The sequence below is a fragment of the Luteitalea sp. genome (genome assembly GCF_022842525.1).
Taxonomy (GTDB): domain Bacteria; phylum Acidobacteriota; class Vicinamibacteria; order Vicinamibacterales; family Vicinamibacteraceae; genus Luteitalea.
The window spans coordinates 1-24,778 of the sequence record NZ_JALHPM010000102.1; the positions used below are offsets into that span (position 1 = coordinate 1).

Genomic DNA, 24,778 nt, shown 5'->3' on the forward strand with positions numbered 1-24,778 from the left:
CAACCGCGCCGTGACGTTGTATGCAGGCACCACGGGCAGCGCGTTCCAGCGGTCCGCCACCACGGACTCCTCCGGGCGCTTCGCCTTCCCCGGCGTGCGCGTCGGGACGGTGCGTGTCCTGGCCACCGATCCGTCCTCGAACTTCACCACGCAGGTGACGACGACCGTGATCGAGGGGCAGGTGACCGACGTCGTGGTGCGGTACATCGGCAACGGCACGATCACGACGACCGTGCGTCGCGCCAATGGCACCCCGCTGGCCAACATGCGGGTCCGCGTCTCGGGCGCCGGCTTCTTCCGGCCCGATGCGACCACCGATGCCAACGGCGTGGCGACGGTCACCGACATCCCGCTCGGGCAGCCGGCGACGGTGCTCGCCTTCCACCCGTCGAACTCGGCCATCCAGGCCACGACCACCGCTACGGTCACCGTCGAGAACGGCGGCCAGGCGGCCGCGGCGATCGCGCTGCCCGCCTTCGGTGAGATCACGGGCCTGGTGCGGACGACGGCCGGCGCGCTGGTCGGCAGTGGGGTGACGGTGCGCCTCGCCACGGTCAGCGGATCGCTCGGGACGTTCTTCAGCGCGGTCACCAGCACCGACAGCCGCTACACCTTCGGCCCGATCCCGGCCTCGTCGACGTTCCGGGTGGAAGTGCTCCACCCGACGGCTCGCAAGCCCTCGAACAACGCGACTCCGTTCTCGAGGAGCGCGAACCAGCGGGTGGCCGTCGATGCACAGACCATCGCGCTCGACGCGTTCCTGCCGTCCATCACCACCCTGCGCGTCCACGTGCGGGAGGCCGATGGCGCGCCGGTCCCGTCAGCCCGCATCCAGGTGCGCGACGGACTGAACGGGTTCTTCGAGGAACGCGGGACCACCGACGCGGCTGGCGATCTCAGCATCGCCTTCGTCGTCGAGCCGACGGCCGAACTCCGCATCTTCCGCGGCGCCGGCACGACGCCGGCGGAAGTGGCCTCGGTGTCGATCGCCCGCGCCAACGACGGCCAGATCCTCGACACGACGGTCGTCGTGCGCGCCTTCACGGTGTCGCTGCACGGGCGCATCTTCCAGGCCGATGGGGTGACGCCGCTGCCGCTCGGCAGCAGCGTGCAGCTGCTGCGGCCGGTCGATCTCACGGTGCTCCGGACCGTCTGCACCAATGGAGCGGGCTGCTTCCCGCAGGGGTCGAGTCCGGCCCCGGGTGAGTTCCTGGCCACCAATCTGGCGGTGTCGGGCGCTGGCGTCATCGTGCGGACCTTCGCGGCCTTCGGCGGGTCCACGTTCGCGACCTACGACCAGCTGGTGGTGCCCACGGCGGACGGATCGCTCGACATCACCGTCGTCCAGCCGTTCGTCAGTGCGACGATCACCGGCCGCGTCTTCGCCAGCGACGGCGCGACGCCGATCACCATGGGCAGCGTCTTCCCGCGCACGCTCGACGATCGCTACGGCCACTTCGGCTCGCCGCTGAACGCCGAGGGGCGGTACACCCTGAACCCGGGCTACGTGCCCATCGAGGGTGTCAGGCTGCAGTACACCGGCACGGGGCTGGCCAGCGCCGGATACTCCGCCGTGACGACCGGGCCGATCGCTCCCATCCCGGGCCAGGCACTCGAGGTCGACATCACGGTACCGTCGGTGGTCTTCACGACCATCACGGGTCGACTGGTCGCGGGCGACGGCGCGACCCCCATCGAGGGGCAGGTCCGCGTCACCTTCGACGGAGCCTGCCAGAACTTCGCCTGCGGTGCCGGGGCCAACGACACCGATGGCCGCTTCTCGCTGCCGGTGCTCTTGCCGCCGAGCGGAGTGGCGACGCTGACGGCCAACAGCTATGTCAGCGGCTCGCCGACGGTGACGCGAGAGATCGCGCAGACCACGCAGGGTGGCACCACCGACCTCGGCGACATCGTCCTGCCGATCTCGGTGATCACCGGGCAGATCACCTTCGGCGCGACGGTGCCGGCACCGGACGTCGAGGTGTTCGCGCGCAGCGCGTCGGGGCAGGTGAGGTACGCCAGCATCAACGGCAACACCTATCGCCTGATTGGCCTCAAGGCCGGCACGTACACGCTGGTGGCGACGCACTACCCGTCCGGGCTCTCGACCGAGCGCGAGGTGACGCTGGCCGCCGACGATGCGGTGCTCACCGAGAACCTGCAACTCGCCGAGGTGGCCTCGGTCGAAGTCCGGCTGTATCGCGAGGCGGGTCAGCTCTTCGACCTGCCCGAGGTCTCGTTGCGCGGGCCCACCGGCATGGACATGCAGTGCGGGGTCAACGAGGTGGTCTCGCCCCAGGGCGGCGTCTGCCGCTTCGACTACGTGCCGATGGGCGGGTACTACGCCCAGGGCAAGTGGCAGGAGTGCCAGGAGATCTACGACGAGGAGAACGACGAGTACATCTACACCTGCAGCGAGGCGCGCTTCGCCTCCGGCGCGACGACAGTGACCACGGCCGGCAGCACGGGGCGCATCGACCTGTTCTTCGATCGCAACAACTACGCCGACATGGATCTGTCGAGCACCTACCTCGCGCCTGGCACGCGGCTGCGCATCACGCCGCTCAGCGAGCAGCACGGTGGTCCCCTCGGTGTGCCCGGGGGGGCCTACCAGACGACGTTGCCTGAGGATGGCTTGCTGCTGGTCGGTCCGCTGCCGACGGGGCCGGCGGTCGTGCTGTTCGAGTACTTCGTGCCGAACGACCCGGGCGATCCGCAGGGCGACGGCTACTGGCAGGCGTACAACCGCGTGAGCTTCGTCATGGGGCCGGCCAACCTCGGTCCCACACCGGTCGAGGTGTTCCCGAACGAGGGGCAGGTCCAGGGCGAGTACATCGGCCTGTTCGGCGAGGACCGCTTCGTCTACACCCTGGGACCGAACGGGGCGCTGGTCTCGTCCGGCTACTTCTCGCCGACCTTCCAGTATCTCTACGGAGGCGGCGTGAACCACGCCAACACGCTGCGCGTCGACGGCGTCGACGTGACGGGCTGGACGGTCACGGGCACGCCGCAGCAGCAGGCGATCTACGGACCGCTGCCGACCGGCGGACCCCTGTCGGTGTCGCGACGGACCGAGCTCGCACCCGAGGGCGGCTACGTCTACGGCCTCGACACGTTCACGAATCCGACGGCGCTGCCCGTCACGGTCACGGTGGACGTGCGGAGCGAGACGCGGACGGCCGTCATCGCCGCCTCGACGACCGCCTCGGCGACCGAAGGGGGCATGCTGGTGTACGACAGCTCGGCCAACAACGAGGTCAGTCTCGGCCTGCTGTATGCCGGCGCCGATGCACCGCAGGCGCCGCTGGTGGCCTTCGATGCGCCTGACGGGGCCATCGATGGCAACCGGTGGCCACGCGTCACCTATCAGATCACCGTCCCGGCGTTCAGCAGCCGATCCCTGCTGCTGTTCGCTGCGATCGATACGCCTGACGGCGCCGGCGCCATCGAGACGCGCCTGCGGGCCATCGCCGCCGACCCGACGGCCGCCGCCTTCGGCCTGACGGCCGCCGAGCGCGCGCGGGTCGTCAACTTCCGACTGGAGCCGTGATGCTCATGCCATCGTGCTCGCTCGCCCTTCGTTCCGTGTCGCGCCGCCGAGTCCTGGCGTCGTTGGCGCTCGTCGCCGGTGCCTGCCTGGCCGGTACCCCCGCCTCGGCGTTCGAACGGCGTCCGCTGCCCTCGGCCGCCCTGATCCGGGCCGATGGCACCCCGCTCGACGTCGTGGCCATGGCCCGTGACGAGGCGTGGCTCATCATCTACGTCGATCCGGACGCGCCGGCGTCGGCCCGTCTCCTGCAGGCGCTCGTGGACTGGTCGCTCGAGGCCCGGGCGGTGCGCGTGCTGCTGGTGATGACCGAGGGCCCCACGACGGCGGCGGCCGTGACGGCGTGGCAGGACAAGCTCGGCGGCGTGACACTGGCCGTCGACCAGCGCGGGCAGGCCCGTCGTCCGCTCGGGGTGCGGGCCGTGCCGACGATCCTGGGCGCCCGCGGGGCCTGGATCGAATGGCAGGTCGCTGGCGTGCTCAACGACCCGGAGATGCTGCGGCAGGTCGTCATCAGCTGGTTGGCCGACGACCGTCCACCGGCGTGAACGGCTGGGCCGGCGCGCTCCGCCGTCCGGGCGGCGGCACGTCTGGGATACGCTGAGGCCGGAGGCCGCGCCCCCGTGTCCGAACCCCTGTCCCCGTCGACCCGACTGCACGAGATCCGCGAGGCGCTGGTGCGCCTGCACCGCACGCTCCTCGACTGGCAGCGACGCATGCACGAACGGGTGCACGGACGCGCGTCGGCGCACGAACTGCTGCAGATCCTCCTGCACGACCCGGAGTTCGCCTGGTTGCGCCCCATCTCGGAGAGCATCGTGCACATCGACACGATGCTCACCGACGAGGGCGAGTTCGACGAGGACGCGATCCTCGTACAGGTTCGCGCCCTCGCCTCACCCGATGCCGACGGGACCCCCTACGCCCAGCGCTACCTGCAGGCGATCCAGGAGTCGCCGGATGCCGTGCTCGCGCACCGCGACCTGCTGGCGTTGCTGCGCCGCACGCGGTGAGGGCGCGCCCTGGGTAGGGCCGATTCTCCGAACCGGCCGTGACGGCCCGCTCGGCCTTCGACTGCGCTCAGGTCGCCCCGAGCCGAGTCGAGGGGCGGAGAGCGGGCCCTACCCACGTCACGAGCCGGGCTCAGAACAGGAACTTCACTGTCACGAACCCCTGCGTCCCCGGGTCGAACAGATCGGCCTTGCCGTAGCGCGGGTCATACGCGTTGACGCCGTCCGGCGACGCGGTGATCAGCGCGTTGAAGTCGTAGCCCTGCGACAGGTCGGTTTCGCTGAGGTCGATGGCCGACGACGGGCGCGGCGCGCCGGCACCACGATTGAGGAAGTTGAACGCGTGGCGCGTCGCCTTCTGGTTGAAGGCGTTGATCACGTTCAGTTCCACCCGCAGCCGCTTGTTGCCGCTGCCCATGCCGAACTCCTGCGACAGGAGCAGGTCGGTGCGTGACAGCACCGGCGTGCGCCCCATGTCGCCGCGTCCATTGACGAACAGCTGCGTCTGGTTGGTCGAGACGACGTAGGTCGTCAGGGGCGTGCCACTGCCGGCATACAGGAAGGCGCCGATCTGGGTGCCGAAGGGCAGCAGGTAGCTGCCATACAGCTTGACGACATGGGGTCGATCGGTCGGCAGCCGACCGAGCACGTCGAGGGTGCCGCGCGAATCCCAGAAGATCTCGTCGATGTCCCACGCGCGGTTGGCGTTGCCGCCCGGCCGGGCGATGCTGCCGGTCTGCTGCTGGGCCGTGGCCGAGGTCACGTTGGTCGTCGGGGTGTTGACCTCCTCGCTGGCGGCCAGGCCGGAGTAGTTGCCGTACAGCCGGCTGTAGACGTAGCTCGCGCTCCAGAAGTAGTTGTTGGCAAAGCGCCGGTTGACGGTCACCTCGAGGGCGTCGTACTGCCGTTTCGGCTGCGGCACGGCGAAGCCGACCGGGGTGGCGCCGGAGGGGAACTGCACCGTGGCCAGGCCGCGGCCCGGGTTGCCGATGACGTACGTCTCGTTGCCGCTGGCGTCCACGGCGCCGATGTCCTCGATGGTCTGCGACAGGTCGTTGTGGACGTAGTGCACGCCGAGCGACAGGTGCGAGCCGAGCTGGTACTCGGTGCCGATGCTGGTGCTGTCCTGGTACATCGGCCTGATGTCGGGGTCGGTCGAGTCGAAGTTGGGCACGCGGCGATCGCGGAAGTTGCCCGGCACGACCCAGAGATCGGCCCCCGGCATGCTGGACAGGTTCAGGCTGCCGACGTCGGTGGTCTCGAGTCCGCGATAGAAGACCTGCCAGGTGTCGCCGCCGTAGCTGCCTCGCGACAGTTCGTACTTGGTCCAGTCGTAGTAGCGGCCCCAGCTGCCATAGAGCTTGAAGCGGCCATCGCCACGGACGTCGTAGCTGGCGCCGAGCCGGGGCGCCAGCTTGTCGCCGAAGCCGAACTCCATGGCCGAGACGCCGTCGCGGAACGAGGGCACCTTCTCCTGTTCGGCGCGCAGGCCGAGGTTGAGGGTGAGTCGGTTGCCCACCGTCCACTGGTCCTGGACGTACAGCGAGTAGATGCTGGCGCCGGCCTCGCCCTGCACGCCACGGTTGTTGACCTCGTAGTAGCCGTACGTGCCGCGGCCGCGATCGCCCTGGAAGTTGAAGTTGCGATCCCAGAAGACGTTGACGAAGCCGCCCGGGTAGTTCTGGTTGGCGTCGTTGATGGTGTTCTGCCACCCGAAGCCGGCCTTGAGGCTGTGGGCGCCGCCGGCGGTGAAGGCGGCGTTGTAGTCGGCGTTGAGGAAGCCGCGCCTGGTCGTGTCGTTCTCCACGATCAGCGCGCGCGGCGTGTTCTGCGTGCCGATCGGCCCCTGCACGTTGGCCGGCACGCCCGCCAGGCCGACGCTCGACGTCTGGTAGATGTAGTTGGTCGTGTTGGGGATGCCGGTGTCCTCGTAGTTGTCGCGGAAGTAGCCGCCGCGGACCGACAGGAACGAGGCGCCGGTCAGTGCCACGTCGACGTGGCCGGTCGTGTTGACCTGCTGGCTGCGGAAGCCGCGCTCGAGGTTGACGCTGTTGGCCGCGAACGAACTGGTGATGACGTCGCGGGCCGCGCCGTTGTAGGCCGGCAGCGTGCCTTCCGACGTGGTCGGCGTGAACAGCAGCGAGGCCGACGACGTGACGCGGCCGGCGCGCCAGGTCAGCTTGCCGAACGCCTGCGTGTAGGTCTGCGTGCGCTGGATCTCGCCGGTCTCGGTGCCGTTGTTGAACAGGTACGTGTTGGTCCGGTTGGCGAACCGCGGCGAGTACGACGCGAAGAAGAACAGGCGATCGCGCAGGATCGGGCCGCCGATCGAGCCGCCGATCTCGTTCCGGTGATCGGGCTGCTCGCTGTCCTGCACGTAGCTCACCGTCTGGTCGTCCGACGGGTCGAGCACCAGCCGCTTGACGGGGCCGGCGCCGAGCGGCGATCCCTCGTAGTAGTAGTGCGCCTCGCCGCGGAACGTGTTGCCACCGGACTTGGTCACCGCGCTGATCACGCCGCCAAGCGCGCCACCGTACTCGGCGCCGATCCCGGCGGTCTTGACCTGCACTTCCTGCAGGAATTCGAACACCGTGTTCTGGCGCGAGCGACCGTCGACCAGGCTGTTGGTCACCACGCCATCGACCGTGAAGGCGTTCTCGGCGCCGCTGGCGCCATTGACCTGGAAGCCACCCTCGATCTCGCCGGCGTTGACCGACGGCGCGGTCAGGGCGATGGACTGGAAGCTGCGGCCCTTCGGCAGCCGGTCGATCTCCTCTTCGCGCACGTTGTGCGCGACGAGCGTGCTGCGGACGTCGATGTCCTGCGGCGCGCCCGAGACCTGGACCACCTCGGTGATGTCGCCGACCTTCAGCTGGGCGTCCAGCTTGATCGTCTTGCCGAGCGTGACCGCGACCTCGCTGAATTCGACCGTCGCAAAGCCCGAGAGCGCGATGCCGACGGCATAGCGGCCGGGGTCGAGGTCCTGAACGGCGTAGAGCCCCTCACCGTTGGTGACCGTGGCGCGGACCGCACCCGAGCCCTTGTTGGTGATGGTGACCGTGGTGCCCGGAAGCACGGCGCCACTGGTGTCGGTGACCGTCCCTGTCAGCCCGCCGAAGCGCTCCTGGGCGCCCACGGGGCGGGGGAGCAGCAGCAGCACGGCGGCCGCGGCGGCAAGGCAACTGCCGGCGAAACGCATGTCGTCCCTTCCTGCGGCCATCGATGGCCGCGCACGGCGACTGTTCACTGCCGCGCTCGCACCCGCGAGTCGGCACGACAGTCGCCCGCCCTGCGCTTGGCGCGCATGACGGGCGGGACGAAGAGCAACCCGCGCGCCGCGCCGGGCCCCATAGCGGCCGTGCGTGACGACTCATCCCGCGCCGGTGCCCGTCGGAGGTTGTGCAGGGGTCGAGCGGAGGCCGACGCGGACGAATCGACCCGCGGCCGGACCGACGTCTCGCCCGCGAGGGCGAGCGGGTCCTCCGGACGATTCAACGTTCCGGAGAAATCACGTCGCCTTCACCAAGGGGATGGATCGATCACGAGAGAGGACGGAGGAAAGAGGAGGGAGGACTGAGGTAGGACGGAGGGGCGAGGAGGGAGGGGAAGTGGGTGAGCGGCACAGTCCTCACACCTCACACCTCACACCTCACACCTCGCACCTTGCACCTCAGTCCTACCTCCGTCCTCATTCCTCGGTCCTCCGTCCTTTCCCGTCTACGGCACCACGCGGAACCCGGTGAAGCTGCGCTCGGTGCCCTCCGTATGGGTGACCTCGACCCGCACGATGTAGTCGCCGGCCCCGAGCGGGACCAGGCCGACATCGGCCGTGGCCCAGCCGATCCCGGCGTCGTCGGGCGCCACCAGCGCGGTGGCGACCGGGATGGCGGCCATCACCTTGCCGGTCTGGTCGAGCAGGTCGGCCCGCACGGCCGTGGCGCCTGAGGCGATCGGCACCTCGACCCGCACCTTCTCGTTCCGCCGATAGCGGGGATCGGCGGTCGGCACGAACTTCTGCCGTGTCATCGGGCTCGCGCGCGAGAGGCGGGGGGCCCCCACCGGGGCTGGGGGGGGGGGGGGGCCGAGTCGCGCCGTGTCCGTGAGCGGGAGGGATCCCGTGGTGGGCGTGAAGCGCAGCCGCACGAGGAGATCGCCGGCGCCCAGCGGTGCCGTGGTCGTGGCCAGTTCCGTGGAGGCGCTGCGCGCGCCCGCGGCCAGCGGCACGTCACCCTGGGCGATGGTCACCCCCTTGTCGGTCGTCACCGTCACGCTGAGGGTGCCGCCCTGCGCCACGGACGCGTCACGCATCGTCGACGCATCGAGATCCGCGGTCACCCACACCCGACCGGTGCGCGCCGCGGCGCCGGCCCCGGCGTGGAAGAAATACGCGGCGCGACTGCGCCAGGGCTGGCCGTCGCGAATGCCACCCACCGACCCGAGCGCCGAGGCGAGCATCGTGCTCTCCGAACTCGCGGCGGCCTCGCCGGCACCGCCGGCCGCGTTGGCGCGGGCCGACGCGCTGAGCACCGCCATGTCCTCGGCCCGGAGCGCGCGGTAGCCCTTGCGGGCGCGGACCTGGACGCCCGGACGCTTGACGCGCACCTTGATCGTCCGCCACTTGCCATCGAGCTGCTCGTTGCCCGAGTAGTAGCCGAGCAGGTAGTACGACGACAGGTCGCGGACGATGCGCGCGGCGCCGCCATCGAGGTCGTTGGTGTTGATGACGGCGAGGCCGTCGGTGTTGTCGGCCAGCAGGCGCAGCGAGTCGAGGCGGACGTTCAGCGACGCCTGATCGCCCATCATCGTGCCCGGCAACGTCCCGGACTGCCGGTTGTACCACTCGCCCCGATCCGCCACCATCCGCTCGTCGCGATCCCCCATGCTCGAGTCGAACGCGGCGAGACCGCGCGCGTCGAACGGGTAGAACGACACGTTGTAGCGGTTGGCTTCCTGCGTCAGGCCGATGAAACGCTGCCGGTTGTTGAGCATGGCGTACTTCATCGCCGTACTCATGCAGTCGGCCGAGGTCATCATGCCGACCGGACCGGCCTGCACCCGGCCCGGGTTGTTGGTGATGCGGCCGTCGGGCCCGGTCCCCGGTGTGCCGATCGAGGGCGGGTCCGCGCAGTCCTCCCGGCGCAGCAGATCCGGCTTGGGTTCGAACATCTGATAGCCGCTGGTCACCGTGATCAGCGCCTTGCGCTCCTCGCGCACGCCGCCGAGGTAGCGGACGAGTCCCTCCAGCGCATCGAGGACTTCGTTCTCGCGTCGCCGGCGAATCAGCTGCGAGGCGATGCCGTTGTTGGCGTTGCGCAATGCCGCCAGCGCCTGCGGCGACTGGGCCCCGCCTCCGCAGCCGCGCGGCGGCATGCCTTCGGGGAAGCACATCTCGAGCTGCTGCTCCTCGGGGTGCACCCGCATGATGCTGTCGCGCATGCCCCAGCGCGTCTGCGTCGTCAGCATGGCGTCGATGGTCTCGGTCCGGCGAGCGAAGGTGATCTGGCGCGGGTCCATGTCCGGCGTCATCACCGCGAACAGATCCTCGGGCCCGATCAGGCGCTCGAGCATCGTCACCAGGGGCTTGCGGGCGCGGACCGCGCCCTCGAACGTCGTGTGCCACGTGTCGAGAAACACCACGAACACGCGCCGTCTCGGGTCGGCCGCCTGACGACGGCCGTCGTCGGCGCTCACCGGATCGCGGCGCTCCTCGCGCGCCGTGGTCGTCGAGAGCGCGACGCGCTCGAACTGCGTCACCGTCTGCGCCGTGTTGTCCTCGAGCACCTCGAAATCCTCGGCCGTCAGGTCGGTGATGGGCTCCCCCTTGGCGTTGGTGGGATAGACATCGACGCGGACGAAGTTGGCTTCGACGCGGAACGTCGGCTGCGCGTCGGCGGGCGGGGCGTCCTGGGGGGCCTGCCCGCGGCCCGACGCGTCGGCTGTGGGCGGGCGCTGCGGCGGTGACGGGGCGGTCGGCGCCTGCGCGCGCATCGGTGACGACACGGACGAGAGCGACAGCAGGAGGATCGTCCCGAGGCCGAGCAGGGTGCGTGAGCGCATGTGGGAATGTATACCGTTCTCATCCCGTCCTCATGGTCGGGCTGGCACTTTGGTCGAGTGTTCTCTGCGTCCGAGCTCTGCCAGAATGCCCACCGGCCATGAGTGAACCCCTCGACCCTGTGGCACCGGCGGCCCGGCGGGCGCCGTCCCCGGCGCGTCTCACGCGCGTCGAGGACGCGTGGACCGACGCCCGTCTGGTGGAAGCCTGCCTCGCGGGCCAGCAGGCCGCCTGGACGGCGCTGATCGAACGGTACGCGCGCCTGATCTACGCCATTCCGCGCCGGTATCAGGCCACCCAGGAGGACGCCGAGGACATCTTCCAGGCCGTCTGCCTCGAGCTGCACCACGCGTTGCCGCGCCTGCGGAAGGTGGAGAGCCTGCGGTCGTGGCTGATCACGGTGGCGTCCCATGCCTCCCTCGACTGGAAGCAGAAGCGGACGCGCCGCGGCCATGCCGTGGACGTCGAGGACGCCGACCCGGTCGCGCTGTCGACCACCGATCGCGACGTGCTCGAGGAGGTCGAGCGCGATCAGCTCGTGAGGGAGGCCGTGCGCACGCTGGCGCCGCGGTGTCGCGAACTCGTGCGCATCCTGTTCTTCGAGCAACCGCCCATGTCCTACAAGGACGTGGCCCGACACTTCGGGCTCGCCGTGGGCTCGCTCGGCTTCATCCGCGGCCGGTGCCTGAAGAAGCTGCAGCAGGCCCTGCGCGCGTCCGGGGTCTCGGGGGCGTGACGCCGGGGGCCGGCGTCGTGCCCGGCGACGTCGTGTCGCTGGAGGGGGTGATCGCACGGGCCTCCCAGGGGGTGAGCGCGCGGCGCCTGGCGGCGTGGCTCGACGCGTCGCCCGACCTGCGCACCCGTCGCACCGTCGAGCACCTGGCGGACGCCTCGATTCGCATCGCGCGGACCGATCTCGCGCAGGCCGCCCGCCTGGCGCAGGCCGCGGCCGCCACGGCTCGCCTGCTCGACGATCCGCATGCCCGGGGACGCGGCGCCCGGGCCATGGGCCATGTGGCCGCCCTGCGAGGCGAGTCCGCGGTCGCCCTCGAGTCCTACACCGAGGCCATCGCGGCGTTCGACCTGGCCGGCAGCCCCCTCGAGGACGCCATCACGCGCAGCGGCGCGCTGCAGACCCTGATCTATCTCGCCCGCTACGAGCAGGCCCTCGACTGGGCGGCGCGGGCGCGCGCGACCTTCGCCGCTGCCGGCGATGCCCTGCGCCTGGCGCGCCTCGACAGCAACGTCGGCAACGTGCTCCATCGGCAGGACCGCTTCGCCGAGGCGCTCGACCACTACACCCGCGCCCTCGCCACGTTCCGGGCCACCGGCGGTGACCACGATGCGGCCATCGCCCTGCGCAACATCGCCGTCTGTCAGATCACGCTGCAGCAGTTCGACGCGGCCTATGCCACCTATCAGGAGGCGCGCGGGTGGTGCGAGGCGCACGGCCTGACGCGTCTGCTCGCCGAGGTCGACTACAACATCGCGTACCTCCACTACATGCGGGGCGAGTACGCCACGGCGATCGATCTGTACGCCCGTGCCAGGGGGCTGGCCAGCGCACAGGCCGACCCCTACCACGCCGCCTTGTGCGATCTCGACGAATCCGAGCTGTATCTCGAGATCAACCTCGTGCCGGAAGGGGCGGCGATGGCGGCCCGCGCGGCCCGGCAGTTCGATACCCTCCACATGCAGTACGAGGCATCGAAGGCCCGCACGACGCTCGCCCTGGCGGCCGGCCACCGGGGACGCCTGGCTGAGGCGCTCGGTCTGTTCGACGAGGCCCGGGCCTGCTTCGTGGCCGAAGCCAACGCCATCTGGCCGGCCCAGATCGACCTCTTCAAGGCGGCGCTGCTCGAACACGGGGCGCCGGCCGAGGCCCAGGCCCTGTGCCTCTCGGCCCGGAGGCAGTTCGCCACCACGCCGCTCACGGCCCGGACCGCGTCGTGCGACGTCCTGCTGGCCCGCCTCGCGCTGCGCGCCGACGACACGGCGGCTGCGGCTGCCGCCATCGGCCGCGCCCTGGAGGTGCTGCCAGACGTCGAGTCGCCGGCACTCGCGCAACGGGTCCACGTGGTGCTCGGCCAGGTCCGCGAACGGCAGGGTGATCCGTCAGGTGCCCTCGACGCGTACCGCGAAGCCCACCGCGCCATCGAAGGGCTGCGTCGTCACCTCGACCACGACGAACTCAAGGTGGCCTTTCTCGAAGACAAGCGGGTGGTCTTCGAGAGCCTCATGGCGCTGACGGCCGCGCAACCGGGACCGCTGGACGTGCACGCGATCTTCACGCTGGTCGAACAGGCCAAGTCGCGGGCGCTGGCCGAGCAGATGGCGCTGCTCGGTGCGGCCGCCTCGGTCTCCGACGGGGCCACGGGGCCTGCCGCCGACGTGCGGGCCGCTGCCGCCGACCTCCATGCCGTGTCGCGCCAGCTGCGCGACGAGTCGGGCCAGGACCGGCCGGATCAGCACCGGCTGCTGGCGCTGCGGGCGCGCGCGCGCGAGCTCCGGGCGCGTGTCTCCTGGTTGTCCGCGGCGCTCGAGGCGAGCGATGGCAGCGCGGCGCTCGAGGGCACGATCGCCCTCGACCGTCTGCAGGCCTCGCTGGCCGAGGACACCACGGTGCTCGAGTACCACGAGGTGCGCGGCGTGCTGCACGCGCTCGTGATCGACCGCGTGGGCACCAGGCTCGTGCCGCTCGGCACGGTGGGTGATCTCCGTCGCCGCATGCGGCTGCTGCGCTTCCAGCTGGGCAATGCCGCCGTGCGCAGCGCGCAGGGGTGGCCGGCCTCGTCGCCGCCATCGCCCGCGCTCCGCGATCATCTGGCCTGGTTCCATGCGCGGCTGCTGGCGCCCCTGCACGCGTCCCTGGCCCGCGCGTCGCGGTTGGTGATCGTGCCCCACGACGTCCTGCACGCGCTGCCCTTCCACGCCCTCGGCACGGACGGGCAGGCGTTGATCGACACCCATGTGGTCTCGTACGCCCCGAGCGCGAGCGTGTACGTCCACGCCGGAGCGTCTCCTGCCCAGGGCGACGCCCGGGCCGTGGTGCTCGGCGTCCCCGACGCCCTGGCCCCGGCCATCGGCCGCGAGGCCGAGGCCCTGGCCGCCCTGCTGCCAGACGTCCAGATGGCGATGGGCGCCGACGCCACGCGCGCCTTCCTCGAGACCCATGCCCCCGGCGCCCGGTACGTCCACGTGGCGACCCACGGCCGCTTCCGGCAGGACAACCCGCTGTTCTCGTCCATCCGCCTCGCCGACGGCGACCTGCGCGTCCTGGATCTGGCCGCCCTGTCCCTCTCGGCCGACCTGGTCAGCCTGAGCGGCTGCGGGACCGGCCTGAGCGTGACGGTCGGCGGCGACGAACTGCTCGGGTTGACCCGCGCCCTGTTGTCGGCAGGGGCCCGCGCCGTCCTGGTCTCGCTCTGGGACGTCCACGACGACACCGCGGCGTCGATGATGGTCGAGGTGTTCCGGCGGATGGTGGCCGGGGAGGGCGCGGCCGAGGCCCTCCGGGCCGCCATGCTCGCCGCTCGACAGCAGGCGCCCGACCCCTTCTACTGGGCCCCCTTCGTGTTGCTCGGCCACCCCGCGGCGGGCCCATCCGCGCATCGGGCTCCGACCCCTATATCAAACGCCGGCAGGCACCCCCTTCAGTAACCGAGGGGGCTCACCAGGCCCGAACCCCATGCCCATGTCCCGACGCTCGTCCTGTGATGTCGCCACCCTGACCGACCACGCCCGCGGTCTCGGCTCCGAGACCGATCGGGCGCGCGTGGAGGCCCACGTGGCCGACTGTGCCGCCTGCCAGGCCGATCTCGCCGCGCTCACCCGCCTCGCCACGGTGGCCAGTCGGGACGAGACGGAAGTCCCCGGCCGCGCGGCCATGCAGCGGGCGTTCGCCATCGCCGGCACCGCGCCGGATCCCGTCTCTTCGCTGCCGCACTGGCTCGGACAGCTGATCCAGGGCGGCTTGCAGCCCGCCCTGGCCGGCCTGCGGTCGGCTGCCGCGCAGGACCAGCGCCAGGCCGTGTTCCACGCTGGCCCCTACGCCGTCACGGTGCGGGTCGAGGACGAAGGCGGCGACGCGACCTGCGCCATCATCGGCCAGATCACCGCCCGTGAAGCCGCCCGCGACGTCGCCACGCTACCCGTGCTCGCCACGGTCAACGGCCGCGTGCTCGAACGCACCGAGACCAACGCGCACGGCGAGTTCGAGCTGACCTGCGACGCCGTCCGCCAGCTCCGCCTGCAGGTCGTGGTGGAGGCCGGCACGCGTCGTGTCGAACTGCCGCTCGCCCGGCTGCTGCCGACGGCCCCGGATCCGTCATGAGGCCCACACCCGTCCGTGCCCGCCTGCGCCGCGCCTGCTGGCGGCTCCTGCTCGTCCTGCTCGCCTGGACGTCGCCGCTCGACGCCCGTGCCGACGACGACCAGTTCCTGCTGCGTGTCACCTCACGCGCCGAGGCCGACGCCCTCGCCGCCCGCTATCGCCTGACCATCGTCCGCGAGGTCCGCCCCGGCGAACTCTACCGGGTCGAGATCGACGACGACCGGACCGATGACGAGGTCGAAGCCGAAGTCGGCGCGGACGTCCGCGCCATCGGCATCGAACGCAACCGCGCCCTCGACCTGCCGGAGATTCCTCCGGACGTGTCGCTGCAGCAATCCACGGCGGCCATCCTCGAGGCCCTGCCGTCCCGGACCCTCGTGCCGTTCCAGGGGCTGCAGGTCTGGAATCGATACGTCGAGCAACCCGCCACCCGCGTCATCAACCTCGCCGGTGCCCAGGCCCTCACCACGGGCGCGGGCGTCACCGTGGCGGTGATCGACACCGGCATCGATCCGAATCACCCGGTGCTGCGCGATGCCCTCGTCCCGGGCTACGACTTCACTCGCGACCAGGCGGGGCTGCCCTCCGAACTGGCCGATCTCGATCAGTCCACGGCGGCCATCCTCGAGCAGTCCACGGCCGCCATCCTCGAGCGCGATCAGGTGGTCTCGCTCAACCAGAGCACGGCTGCCATCCTCGAAGGCGACCGCGCCAGCCAGTTGGCGGGGCGCACGTTCCCGCGCGCGTTCGGCCACGGCACGATGGTGGCGGGCCTGGTGCGCCTCGTGGCTCCGCAGGCCCGGATCATGCCGCTCAAGGCCTTCAACGCCGACGGCACGTCGACCATGTCCGACCTGGTCCGCGCCGTGTACTACGCCGTGGATCACGGCGCCACGGTCATCAACCTCAGCTTCACGATGACCGAGGAATCCGACGAGCTCCGTCGTGCCCTCAAGTACGCGCAGGCCCGCGGCGTGCTGTCGGTGGCCTCGTCGGGCAACAACGGGCGCAAGCTCGTCCTCTATCCGGCGGCGTGGTCGGACGCGGTCGGCGTCGGCTCCACGGGCGACCTCGATCAGCGGAGCGTGTTCTCCAACTTCGGCAGCAGCGTGCGCATCGCCGCACCCGGCGAAGGCGTCGTCACCACCTTCCCGGCGGGCGTGTTCGCGGCCGCGTGGGGCACCTCCTTCAGCACGGGGATCGCCGCCGGCGCCGGGGCCCTCGTCATGGCCGCGATGCCGGCGGCCACGGCCGCCGGCGATCTGGAAGCCCGCGAAGAACTGGCGCGCGAGGCCCTGCGCCAAGCCATCCCCATCGGCCAGGACCTCGGCAGCGGGCGACTCGACGTCCAGCAGGCCGTCCGGTTCGTGCGGGCCTTCACCGTCGGCGGCAGCATCCTGCCGCCCGACGGCGACGAGGACGGCGACGGCATGCGCAACGGCTTCGAGGTCGAGTACGGTCTCGACCCGCGCGACGACAGCGACGACGATGACGATGACGATGGCGATGGGCGGACGAACAAGCAGGAGTACCTCGCCGGGACGCACCCGCGCGGCCGCCACCGCTCCTACCTGCCCGAAGGCGCCGTCAATGCCCTGTTCAGCGTCCGGTTGGCCCTCTTCAACCCCGGCACCACGCCAGCGCAGGTGCAACTCCGCTTCCAGCGCGGCATCGGTGGCGAAGTGGTCCGCAACATCGCGCTGCCCGCCGGCCGTCGCGCCACGCTGACGGCGCGCGACGTCCCCGCACTGGTCGACGCCGAGTTCTCGACGTCGATGGAATCGGATGTCCCCGTGGTCGTCGACCGGACGATGTCGTGGGACGACAGCATGTACGGCAGTCACGCCGAGCACGCCATCACCACCCCACCCGGCCTCGAGTGGTATCTCGCCGAGGGCGCGACCACCGGCGACTTCGGCTTGTTCTACCTGTTGCAGAACCCCGGCGCGGCCGATGCCGACGTCGAGATCACCTTCCTGCGGCCGTCCCCGCTGCCACCGGTGGTGTATCGCACGCTCGTGCCGAAGGCGTCGCGGCAGACCGTGTGGGTCAACCTGATCGCCGGCCTCGAGAGGGCCGAGGTGTCGGGGGTCGTGCGCTCGGTCAACGGCGTGCCGATCCTGGCCGAGCGTGCGATGTACGCCAACACCGGCGGGCAGTTGTTCGCCGCCGGCCACGGCGGCGCGGCCGTCGCTGCCCCGGCGCTCGAGTGGTTCCTGGCCGAAGGCGCCACGGGGCCCTACTTCGACACGTTCGTGCTGGTGGGCAATCCGGGCGAGACCGCCGCGGACATCGACGTCACGTACCTGCTGCCCGACGGCGGCACCGTCCAACGCAGCTACGCCGTCGCGGCCCGCAGTCGCCTGACCATCTGGATCGACCAGGAAGACCCGCGGCTGGCCGACACGGCGGTCTCGACCCGGGTCACGTCGCGCAATGGCGTGCCCGTGGTCGTCGAGCGCGCGATGTGGTGGCCTCAGGGGCGCTGGCAGGAATCGCACGTCAGCACGGGGGCAACCACCACCGGCACGGCGTGGGCCCTCGCCGATGGCGAGGAAGGGGGGCCGTCCCGCACGCAGACCTACGTGCTGCTGGCCAATCCCTCGTCCCGGGCGGGTGTGGCCCGCGTCACCCTGCACTTCGAGGACGGCGGCACGCTGGCCCGCGACTTCCCGATTGCGGCCAGCAGCCGCTTCAACGTGGCGATCGCCGCGGAATTCCCGGCGGCCATCGGGCGACGCTTTGCGACCCTCGTCGAAAGCCTCGGCACCACGCCGGCCCCGCTGGTGGTCGAACGATCCATGTACAGCGACGGCGGCGGCACGACGTGGACGGCGGGCACCAACGCCCTCGCGACCCGCCTGCGCTGACGGCTCGTCGCCCGCGCGTCACAAGAAAGTTACACGCCCTATATCATCGCGCGCTCCTCCTGCCCTTAGCGGGCAGGAGGACAACCGATGGCTCACCTGCGGGACGCGTCCACGCGTCCAGGCCCCCAGCTCGCTCCGGCCGCCCGCATCGTTCTGTACTCGCACGACACGATGGGATTGGGGCACGTTCGCCGCAATCTCGCCATCGCCGGCGGGGTCGCCGAAGCCGACTTCCACGCGTCGACGCTGCTGGTCTGCGGCGCCCGCGAGGCGGGTGCGCTGGCCATGCCGCGCGGGGTGGACTGCATCACGCTGCCGGGGCTGCGCAAGGAACTCGATGGGCAATACGACGCCCGCTCCCTCGACGTCTCGCTGCGCGACCTCATCGATCTGCGCGCCCGCACCATCGACAGCGTGCTGGCGTCGTTCCGCCCCGACGTGCTGATCGTCGACAACGTGCCGCGCGGGGCCTGTGGCGAACTCGAACGCAGCCTCGTGCGGCTGCGCCGGGAGGGCCGGACGCGCTGCGTGCTGGGCCTGCGTGACGTGCTGGACGATGCGGCCTCGGTCCGCAAGGAGTGGGCGGCGCGCGGCAATCGGTCGGCCATCGCCGCCTGGTACGACGCCGTCTGGATCTACGGCGACCCCACGCTGCTCGACCCCGTCGTCGAGTACGACCTCGGACCGGAAGTGGCCGCCAAGGCCCACTACGTCGGCTATCTCGATCGCACGCGGCCCGAGCAGCCGGCGCAGACCCACGTGCCGGAGGGCCCCTTCGTGCTCTGTCTCGTCGGTGGCGGGCAGGATGGCTTCGAGGTCGCCGAGGCCTTTGCCCATGCCCGCATGCCGGACGGCCTGCAGCGCGTGCTCGTGACCGGCCCGTTCATGCCCCTCGAGCAGCGACGTGCCATCGAGCAGCTCGCCGCCACCGATCCGTCACTGATCGTGCACACATTCCTCGACGAGCCGACGGCCCTGCTGGCCAGGGCCGAGGCCGTCGTCTGCATGGGCGGCTACAACACCGTCAACGAGGTGCTGTCGTACAGCACGCCGGCGCTGGTCGTGCCGCGCGTGGCGCCGCGACTCGAGCAGCTGGTGCGAGCCACACGGCTGCGCGATCTCGGCCTGGTGGACCTGCTGTTGCCGACCGACCTGACGCCGCGCGCCATCACCAGCTGGCTGGCCGGACGGCACTCGCGTCGACGCTCGAGCCATCGGCTCGACCTCGATGGACTGCGCCGCATCCCGCAGCTGCTGCGCGATCTCCTGACGCCGCCCGTCATCGTGCCGGTGCCGCTCGGTGTGCCCGTGCCCATGCCAGTCACGCCGTCCGTGTCCGTTTCCCGGAGTGCCCTCAATGTGTCCTGCTGATCACCCGCGCGTCGGGTACGTCGTCAAGCGGTATCCCCGCTATTCCGAGACGTTCATCGTCACCGAGGTGCTCGCGCACGAGGCGGCGGGGGCGTCCCTCGAGATCATCTCGCTGCGGCCCCCGTGCGACACGCACTTCCAGGACACGTTGGCGCTGGTGCGGGCGCCGGTCCACTACCTCGCCTTCGAGGGCGCACGCGCCGCGGATCTGTGGGCGGCCATCGAGCAGGCGGCGCGGGCCTGGCCCGGCCTGTGGTCGCGGCTCGGCGACCTCCAGGGGGCGGATGCCCGCGACGTGTACCAGGCGGTGCAGCTCGCGCTGCTGGTCCGTGAGCGTGGACTGACGCACCTGCATGCGCACTTCGCCACGCTGCCGGCCACCGTGGCGCGCCTGGCGGCGCGGCTGACCGGCATCACCTACTCGTTCACCGCCCACGCCAAGGACATCTTCCACGAGAGCGTGCAGCACGACGACCTCGCTCGCAAGCTCGCGGATGCGGCCGCCGTGGTCACCGTCAGCGAGTTCAACCTCGCCTATCTGCGCGAGACGTTCGGCGCCGACGCGCGGCGCGTGGTGCGCGTCTACAACGGGCTCGACCTCGAACGCTTTCCGGTGGGTGAGACCCGCACCCCGGGGCACATCGTCGCCGTGGGGCGGCTGGTCGAGAAGAAGGGCTTCGGCGTGCTCGTCGATGCCTGCGCCGTGCTCCTGCATCGCGGTGTCCGTTTCACCTGTGACCTGATCGGGACGGGCGAGCGCGAGGACGACCTGCGCGCGCGAGTGCGGACCCACGGACTCGAGGACCGCGTGCGCATGCTCGGTGCCCGGCCCCAGCGGGAGGTGGCAGCGGCGATCGCGGCGGCCTCGGTCTTCGCGGCGCCCTGCCTGGTCGGCGAGGACGGCAACCGCGATGGACTGCCGACGACGCTGCTCGAGGCCATGGCCTCCGGCACGCCATGCGTGTCCACCGACGTCACGGGCATTCCCGAGGTGATCACGCACGGCGACACCGGGTGGGTGGTGCCGCAGGGCGACGCCGTGGCGTTGGCCGACACCCTGGCGCACATCCTCGGTCACCCCGACGAGGCGGCCCGCATCGCCCGTCACGCCCGTCAGCGGATCGAGCAGGAGTTCGACACCCGCCGCAATGCCGCCCGCGTCTTCTCCCTGTTCGGTCAGCCGGCACCTGTCGAGACCGCGCGCGAGGCGGTGCTGGCATGAGACGCCTCGCCTACGTCTGCGCCGACGACGGCGTACCGGTGTTCGGGCAGAAGGGGTGCTCGGTGCACGTCCAGGAGTTCCTCCGCGCCAGCCGACAGGCAGGCATCGCGGTCGAGCTGTTCGCGGCCCGCATCGGCGGCACCCCACCACCGGACCTCGCGGGTGTTCCCGTCCATCGGCTGACGCCGCCGCCGGTCTGGCGGGTCGAGCGTGGGGCCATCGACGACGAGGTGCTGGCGCGCGAACAGGGCGCCATCGCCCGCAATCAGCACGTCCACGCCACGCTCGCCGCGCAGGGACGCTTCGATGCGATCTACGAGCGCCACGCGCTGTGGAGCTGCGGGGCGATGGAGTACGCCCGTGCCGTCGGCGTCGTCGGTCTGCTCGAGGTGAACGCGCCCCTGCTGGAGGAACAGCAGCGCCATCGCGCGCTCCGGTTGAGGGACGAGGCCGATGCGATCGTGCGGCGTGCCTTCGACGCAGCCACGGTCGTGCTGCCGGTGTCCGACCTGCTCGCGTCGTGGCTGGGCACGATCGGAGTGCCGGCCTCGCGCATCCATGTGGTGCCGAACGCAGTCCGTCCCGAGCGCTTCGCGGGGACGATCGTGCGGGCGATGGCCGCCGTGCCCGGCGTCGTGACCGTGGGCTTCCTCGGCACGCTCAAGCCCTGGCATGGCCTGCACGTCCTCGTCGAGGCGCTGGCCCTGATGCGGCGGCAGGATGTGCCGTGCCGTCTGCTGGTGGTGGGGGACGGACCGGAGCGCGCGGCCCTCGAACGACAGGCCAGCACCGCCGGACTCGCCGATGCCATCGTGTGGGCGGGGTCGGTGGCGCCCGCCGAGGTGCCGGCGTGGCTGGCGGCGATGGATCTCGGCGTGGCGCCCTACGCCGACGCCGAGGACTGCTACTTCTCGCCGCTGAAAGTCTTCGAGTACATGGCGGCGGGCCTGCCGGTGGTGGCGTCGGGGGTCGGTCAGCTGCCGGCCATCGTCGGCCACGACACCACGGGGCTGCTGTGTGCGCCGGGGGACGCGCCGGCCCTGGCCGACGCCCTGATGCGGTTGTGCGTCAACCCCGATCGTCGCGCCAGGCTCGGCGCCGCGGCCAGACGTCACGTGCTGCAGCACCACACGTGGGCGCGCGTCGTCCAGCGTGTCCGCCTGATCGCCGACGAGGCCGCGGGTGGGCCGCGCGTCCCGATGTCGGAGACGCGCGACACGGGCGCGCAGGAGGTGCGACGTCATGCGTAGTCACCGTCGCGCCGTGGCGGCGCCGTCGCTGTGGCGCAGCCTGCGACGCTTCCTGCCCCTGTTGCGCCAGCAGCGGACGCTGCTGGCCACGTCGTCCTTCGCCCTGATCGCGGATGTGGCCTTCAGGCTCATCGAGCCGTGGCCCCTGAAGTTCGTCATCGATCACGTACTCACGCCGGGGCGACCGCTGCCGTTCGCCATGCCGTCGTGGGCCGGTCCGCACGGCATCGTGGTGGCGGCCGCGGTGGCCGTTGTCGTCATCGCGAGCGGCCGCGCGGCGGCCGCCTACATGTCGACCGTCGGACTCTCGCTGGCGGGGACCCGGGTGATCACCGACATCCGCGCGACGCTCTTCGCGCATCTGCAGCGGCTCTCGCTGACGTTCCACGCGCGTGCCGGCAGTGGGGATCTCGTGGTGCGCGTCATCGGGGACGTCAACCTCCTCAAGGACGTGCTGGTGTCGGCGCTCCTGCCGCTCATCGGCAATCTCGCCCTCCTCATCGGGATGCTGACGGTGATGCTGGTGACGCAGTGGCAGCTTGGACTGGTGGCTGCCGCGGTGGTGCCGCTGTTCGCCCTCTCGACGGTGCGCCTCGGCCGTCGCATCCGCCAGGGCGCGCGCGAGCAGCGTCGCCGCGAGGGATCCCTCGCACGCCAGACCGCCGAGTCGATCGGCGGCATCCGCACCATCCGCGCGCTCGCCCTCGAGGACGACTTCGGCGAGGGGTTCCGTGCCCAGAACGCGCGCAGCTACGGCGATGGCGCCAAGGTGACGCGGCTCGAAGCTCGTCTCGAGCGGACGGTCGACGTGCTGGTGGCGCTGGCCACCGCCGGTGTCCTGTACGTCGGCGCCGGACTCGTGTCGTCACAGGCGATGTCGGCCGGCGATCTGATCGTGTTCCTGGCGTACCTGAAGAACGCCTTCAAGCCGGTGCGCGACTTCGCCAAGTACTCGAGCCGCCTGGCGAAGGCGGCGGCCGCCGCCGAGCGCGTCACCGACCTGCTCGACACCGTGCCCGACGTCGTGGATGCGCCGGATGCCGTGGCGGCCCCCGCCTTCAGCGGCGCGGTGCGCTTCGAGGCCGTCGGCTTCGAGTACGAGCCGGGCCATGCGGTGCTGGACGGTGTGCAGTTCGACATCGCACCTGGCCAGTACGTCGCCATCGTGGGGTCGTCCGGCAGCGGCAAATCGACCATCGCCAGCCTCCTGGCGCGCTTCCACGACCCGACGCGCGGTCGCGTGCTGCTGGACGGCATCGACATCCGCACCCTGACCGTCGGATCGGTGCGACAGCAGATCACCTTCATGGTCCAGGACACCATCCTGTTTGCGACCAGCGTGCGCAACAACATCGCCCACGGCGCGGCGGGCGCGACCGACGACGCGATCGTGGCCGCGGCGCGACTGGCCGGTGCGCACGACTTCGTGACGGAGCTGCCCGAGGGCTACGCCACGGTGCTCGGCGAACGCGGCGTGACCCTCTCGGTCGGTCAGCGTCAGCGCATCGCCCTGGCCCGCGCCGCCGTGTGCCGCACCCCCTTCCTGGTGCTCGACGAGCCGACCACGGGCCTCGACGATGAGCATGCGCGTCTGGTGACCCGGGCGCTGCGCGACGTCTCGCGCGGGCGGACCACCTTCGTCATCACACACGACCTGTCACTCGCGCTCGATGCCGACGTCGTGCTGGTGGTCGAGCAGGGCCGCATCGTCGAGGCGGGCGCTCCCGCGGACCTGCTCGCCGACCGCGGTCGCTTCGATGTGCTGCATGCCGTGCGGGGATCGCGCGCGCACGTGGCCGGGACGGAGGTGGCCGATGCTCTCGCCGGCTGATCGTCTGCTGGTCCACCGCGACACGGGCATCCCCGGGCTGGGCCTGGTGCTCGACGCAGCGGCGATGCTCGAACTGCTGCGCGACGCCTGCGAGGGCGGCGACGTGCAGGCGGTCACGCCACGCTACCTCCGCTACAAGCCGGGGACGAATGCCCTCGCGGCCTACGACGTCCGTGTGGACGGTCTCACCGTGTCCGTGCACGCGAAGGCCCACGCTGCCGGCGACGGCCCGTCCTTCGAGTCGCGGATGCGCAAGGCAGACGGTCGGGTGGTCTGCCATCCGGTGCTCGGGTTCTCCCGGATGCTGCTGCCGGACCTCCGCGTGGGCGTGTCGGCGTTCCCGAACGACGAGAAGGTCCGCGATCTCGTGTCCGTCATCGACGACGCGCGTCGGCGTGACCTGCTGCAGCGGGCCGTGGCCTCGCGCCCGAGGCTGGCCGAGGCTGGCCTGCGACCGCTGTCGTACAAGCCCGAACGGCGGTTCGTCGGATCCCTGATGGTCGAGGGGCGACCCGAGGCCGTCGTGCGCGTGCAGTCGCGCGGCACGACGCTTCGGCCGTCATTGCCGCCATCGACCCGGCTGCTCCGCCTGCAGCGCGTGCTCGGCCGCCGCGAGTGGCGTGGCGTGTCCATCACCGACTGGATCGAGGGCGACACGTTCGAGCACTTCGTCGGACGTGGTGAGGCGGGGAGCGCGGCGGCGGAGGTGGGACGCGCGCTGGCCACGCTCCATGCGCTGCCGGGTGAGGGGCTGCCCGAGCGTCGTGTGAGCGACGACCGCCAGGCGATCGAGGCGGCGGCGGCGCTGGTCGCGGTGGTCCGGCCGGAACTCGGCCTGGCGGCCCGCGATCTCGCGACCCGCGTCGGCGTGCTCCTGAAGGCGCCGGTCCGCCCGGTGCTGGTGCACGGCGATCTCCATCAGGGACAACTCGTGCTGGGCGCCTCGGGCGTCGGCCTGATCGATCTGGATGAGGTCGCGCGTGGCGCGGCCATGAGTGACCTGGCGAGCCTGGTGGCCAGTGTGCTGGCCGACACGGTGACCGACCGGGTGGCCATGGCCGAGGCCTTCGCGATCGCCGACGCCGTGGTGGACGGCTACGCACGCGAGGCCGGCGGCACGCTCACCGGCCTGGATACCTGGGTGGCAGCCCATCTGCTGCGGCGTGTGCCGCAGCCCTTCCGTACGCGACAGGCGAACTGGCCGACGACGACCGAGCGCCTGCTCTCGCTGGCGCGGGCCGCGCTCGACACGCGGCGGTGGCGCGAGCGTCGCCCGGCCGCAGCGGTGC

Annotated in this window: 14 protein-coding genes; 12 read left to right on the forward strand and 2 right to left on the reverse strand. The window is 71.3% G+C overall.

The window, feature by feature from the left end:
- The 3 genes from Q0C41_RS18825 to Q0C41_RS18835 form a co-directional block, all read left to right on the forward strand.
- The coding region (locus tag Q0C41_RS18825) for a hypothetical protein (protein ID WP_291986247.1) at positions 1 to 3,550 on the forward strand (3,550 nt) is incomplete at its 5' end.
- On the forward strand, positions 3,550 to 4,095 hold the full coding sequence (locus Q0C41_RS18830) for a hypothetical protein (protein ID WP_291986249.1): 546 nt from the start codon (positions 3,550 to 3,552) through the stop codon (positions 4,093 to 4,095). The genes Q0C41_RS18825 and Q0C41_RS18830, both read left to right, overlap by 1 nt.
- 75 nt (positions 4,096 to 4,170) lie before the next feature.
- Entirely contained in the window at positions 4,171 to 4,560 is a 390-nt protein-coding gene (locus Q0C41_RS18835) for a hypothetical protein (protein WP_291986251.1), read from the forward strand.
- 130 nt (positions 4,561 to 4,690) lie between these two features.
- Here the strand turns inward: Q0C41_RS18835 and Q0C41_RS18840 are convergent, their stop codons facing one another.
- The gene (locus tag Q0C41_RS18840; RefSeq protein WP_291986253.1) at positions 4,691 to 7,756 is read right to left on the reverse strand and encodes a TonB-dependent receptor; all 3,066 of its coding nucleotides are present in this window, start codon (positions 7,754 to 7,756) and stop codon (positions 4,691 to 4,693) included.
- A gap of 518 nt (positions 7,757 to 8,274) precedes the next feature.
- Positions 8,275 to 10,614, reverse strand: coding sequence for a VWA domain-containing protein (locus tag Q0C41_RS18845; protein WP_291986254.1), 2,340 nt, complete (start codon positions 10,612 to 10,614; stop codon positions 8,275 to 8,277).
- Between the two features lie 98 nt (positions 10,615 to 10,712).
- Between Q0C41_RS18845 and Q0C41_RS18850 the strand changes: the two genes are divergently transcribed.
- The 9 genes from Q0C41_RS18850 to Q0C41_RS18890 form a co-directional block, all read left to right on the forward strand.
- Positions 10,713 to 11,348, forward strand: a complete 636-nt coding sequence (locus Q0C41_RS18850; protein WP_291986256.1) for a sigma-70 family RNA polymerase sigma factor — start codon at positions 10,713 to 10,715, stop codon at positions 11,346 to 11,348.
- Positions 11,345 to 14,272: a CHAT domain-containing tetratricopeptide repeat protein gene (locus tag Q0C41_RS18855; protein WP_291986258.1), complete on the forward strand. Its 2,928-nt coding sequence runs from the start codon at positions 11,345 to 11,347 to the stop codon at positions 14,270 to 14,272. Before Q0C41_RS18850 ends, Q0C41_RS18855 begins: the two co-directional genes overlap by 4 nt.
- Before the next feature lie 28 nt (positions 14,273 to 14,300).
- A complete protein-coding gene (locus tag Q0C41_RS18860; RefSeq protein ID WP_291986260.1) occupies positions 14,301 to 14,945 on the forward strand; it encodes a zf-HC2 domain-containing protein in 645 nt (214 codons plus the stop codon).
- On the forward strand, positions 14,942 to 17,815 hold the full coding sequence (locus tag Q0C41_RS18865) for a S8 family serine peptidase (protein ID WP_291986262.1): 2,874 nt from the start codon (positions 14,942 to 14,944) through the stop codon (positions 17,813 to 17,815). Before Q0C41_RS18860 ends, Q0C41_RS18865 begins: the two co-directional genes overlap by 4 nt.
- A gap of 87 nt (positions 17,816 to 17,902) precedes the next feature.
- Positions 17,903 to 19,186, forward strand: coding sequence for a glycosyltransferase (locus Q0C41_RS18870; RefSeq protein ID WP_291986264.1), 1,284 nt, complete (start codon positions 17,903 to 17,905; stop codon positions 19,184 to 19,186).
- Positions 19,173 to 20,408 carry a glycosyltransferase gene (locus tag Q0C41_RS18875; protein WP_291986266.1) on the forward strand — a complete coding sequence of 412 codons (1,236 nt, stop codon included), beginning with the start codon at positions 19,173 to 19,175 and terminating at the stop codon, positions 20,406 to 20,408. Before Q0C41_RS18870 ends, Q0C41_RS18875 begins: the two co-directional genes overlap by 14 nt.
- A complete protein-coding gene (locus tag Q0C41_RS18880; protein ID WP_291986268.1) occupies positions 20,405 to 21,658 on the forward strand; it encodes a glycosyltransferase family 4 protein in 1,254 nt (417 codons plus the stop codon). Before Q0C41_RS18875 ends, Q0C41_RS18880 begins: the two co-directional genes overlap by 4 nt.
- Entirely contained in the window at positions 21,651 to 23,489 is a 1,839-nt protein-coding gene (locus Q0C41_RS18885; RefSeq protein ID WP_291986270.1) for an ABC transporter ATP-binding protein, read from the forward strand. Before Q0C41_RS18880 ends, Q0C41_RS18885 begins: the two co-directional genes overlap by 8 nt.
- Positions 23,473 to 24,778, forward strand: a 1,306-nt coding sequence (locus Q0C41_RS18890; RefSeq protein ID WP_291986272.1) for an aminoglycoside phosphotransferase family protein, incomplete at its 3' end; no start/stop codon positions are given. The genes Q0C41_RS18885 and Q0C41_RS18890, both read left to right, overlap by 17 nt.

Coding starts and splice junctions, on each gene's coding strand:
- Q0C41_RS18830 (WP_291986249.1), top strand. CDS start 3,550: ATGCTCATGCCATCGTGCTCGCTCGCCCTTCGTTCCGTGTCGCGCCGC.
- Q0C41_RS18840 (WP_291986253.1), bottom strand. CDS start 7,756: ATGCGTTTCGCCGGCAGTTGCCTTGCCGCCGCGGCCGCCGTGCTGCTG.
- Q0C41_RS18845 (WP_291986254.1), bottom strand. CDS start 10,614: ATGCGCTCACGCACCCTGCTCGGCCTCGGGACGATCCTCCTGCTGTCG.
- Q0C41_RS18850 (WP_291986256.1), top strand. CDS start 10,713: ATGAGTGAACCCCTCGACCCTGTGGCACCGGCGGCCCGGCGGGCGCCG.
- Q0C41_RS18860 (WP_291986260.1), top strand. CDS start 14,301: ATGCCCATGTCCCGACGCTCGTCCTGTGATGTCGCCACCCTGACCGAC.
- Q0C41_RS18865 (WP_291986262.1), top strand. CDS start 14,942: ATGAGGCCCACACCCGTCCGTGCCCGCCTGCGCCGCGCCTGCTGGCGG.
- Q0C41_RS18870 (WP_291986264.1), top strand. CDS start 17,903: ATGGCTCACCTGCGGGACGCGTCCACGCGTCCAGGCCCCCAGCTCGCT.
- Q0C41_RS18875 (WP_291986266.1), top strand. CDS start 19,173: ATGTGTCCTGCTGATCACCCGCGCGTCGGGTACGTCGTCAAGCGGTAT.
- Q0C41_RS18880 (WP_291986268.1), top strand. CDS start 20,405: ATGAGACGCCTCGCCTACGTCTGCGCCGACGACGGCGTACCGGTGTTC.
- Q0C41_RS18885 (WP_291986270.1), top strand. CDS start 21,651: ATGCGTAGTCACCGTCGCGCCGTGGCGGCGCCGTCGCTGTGGCGCAGC.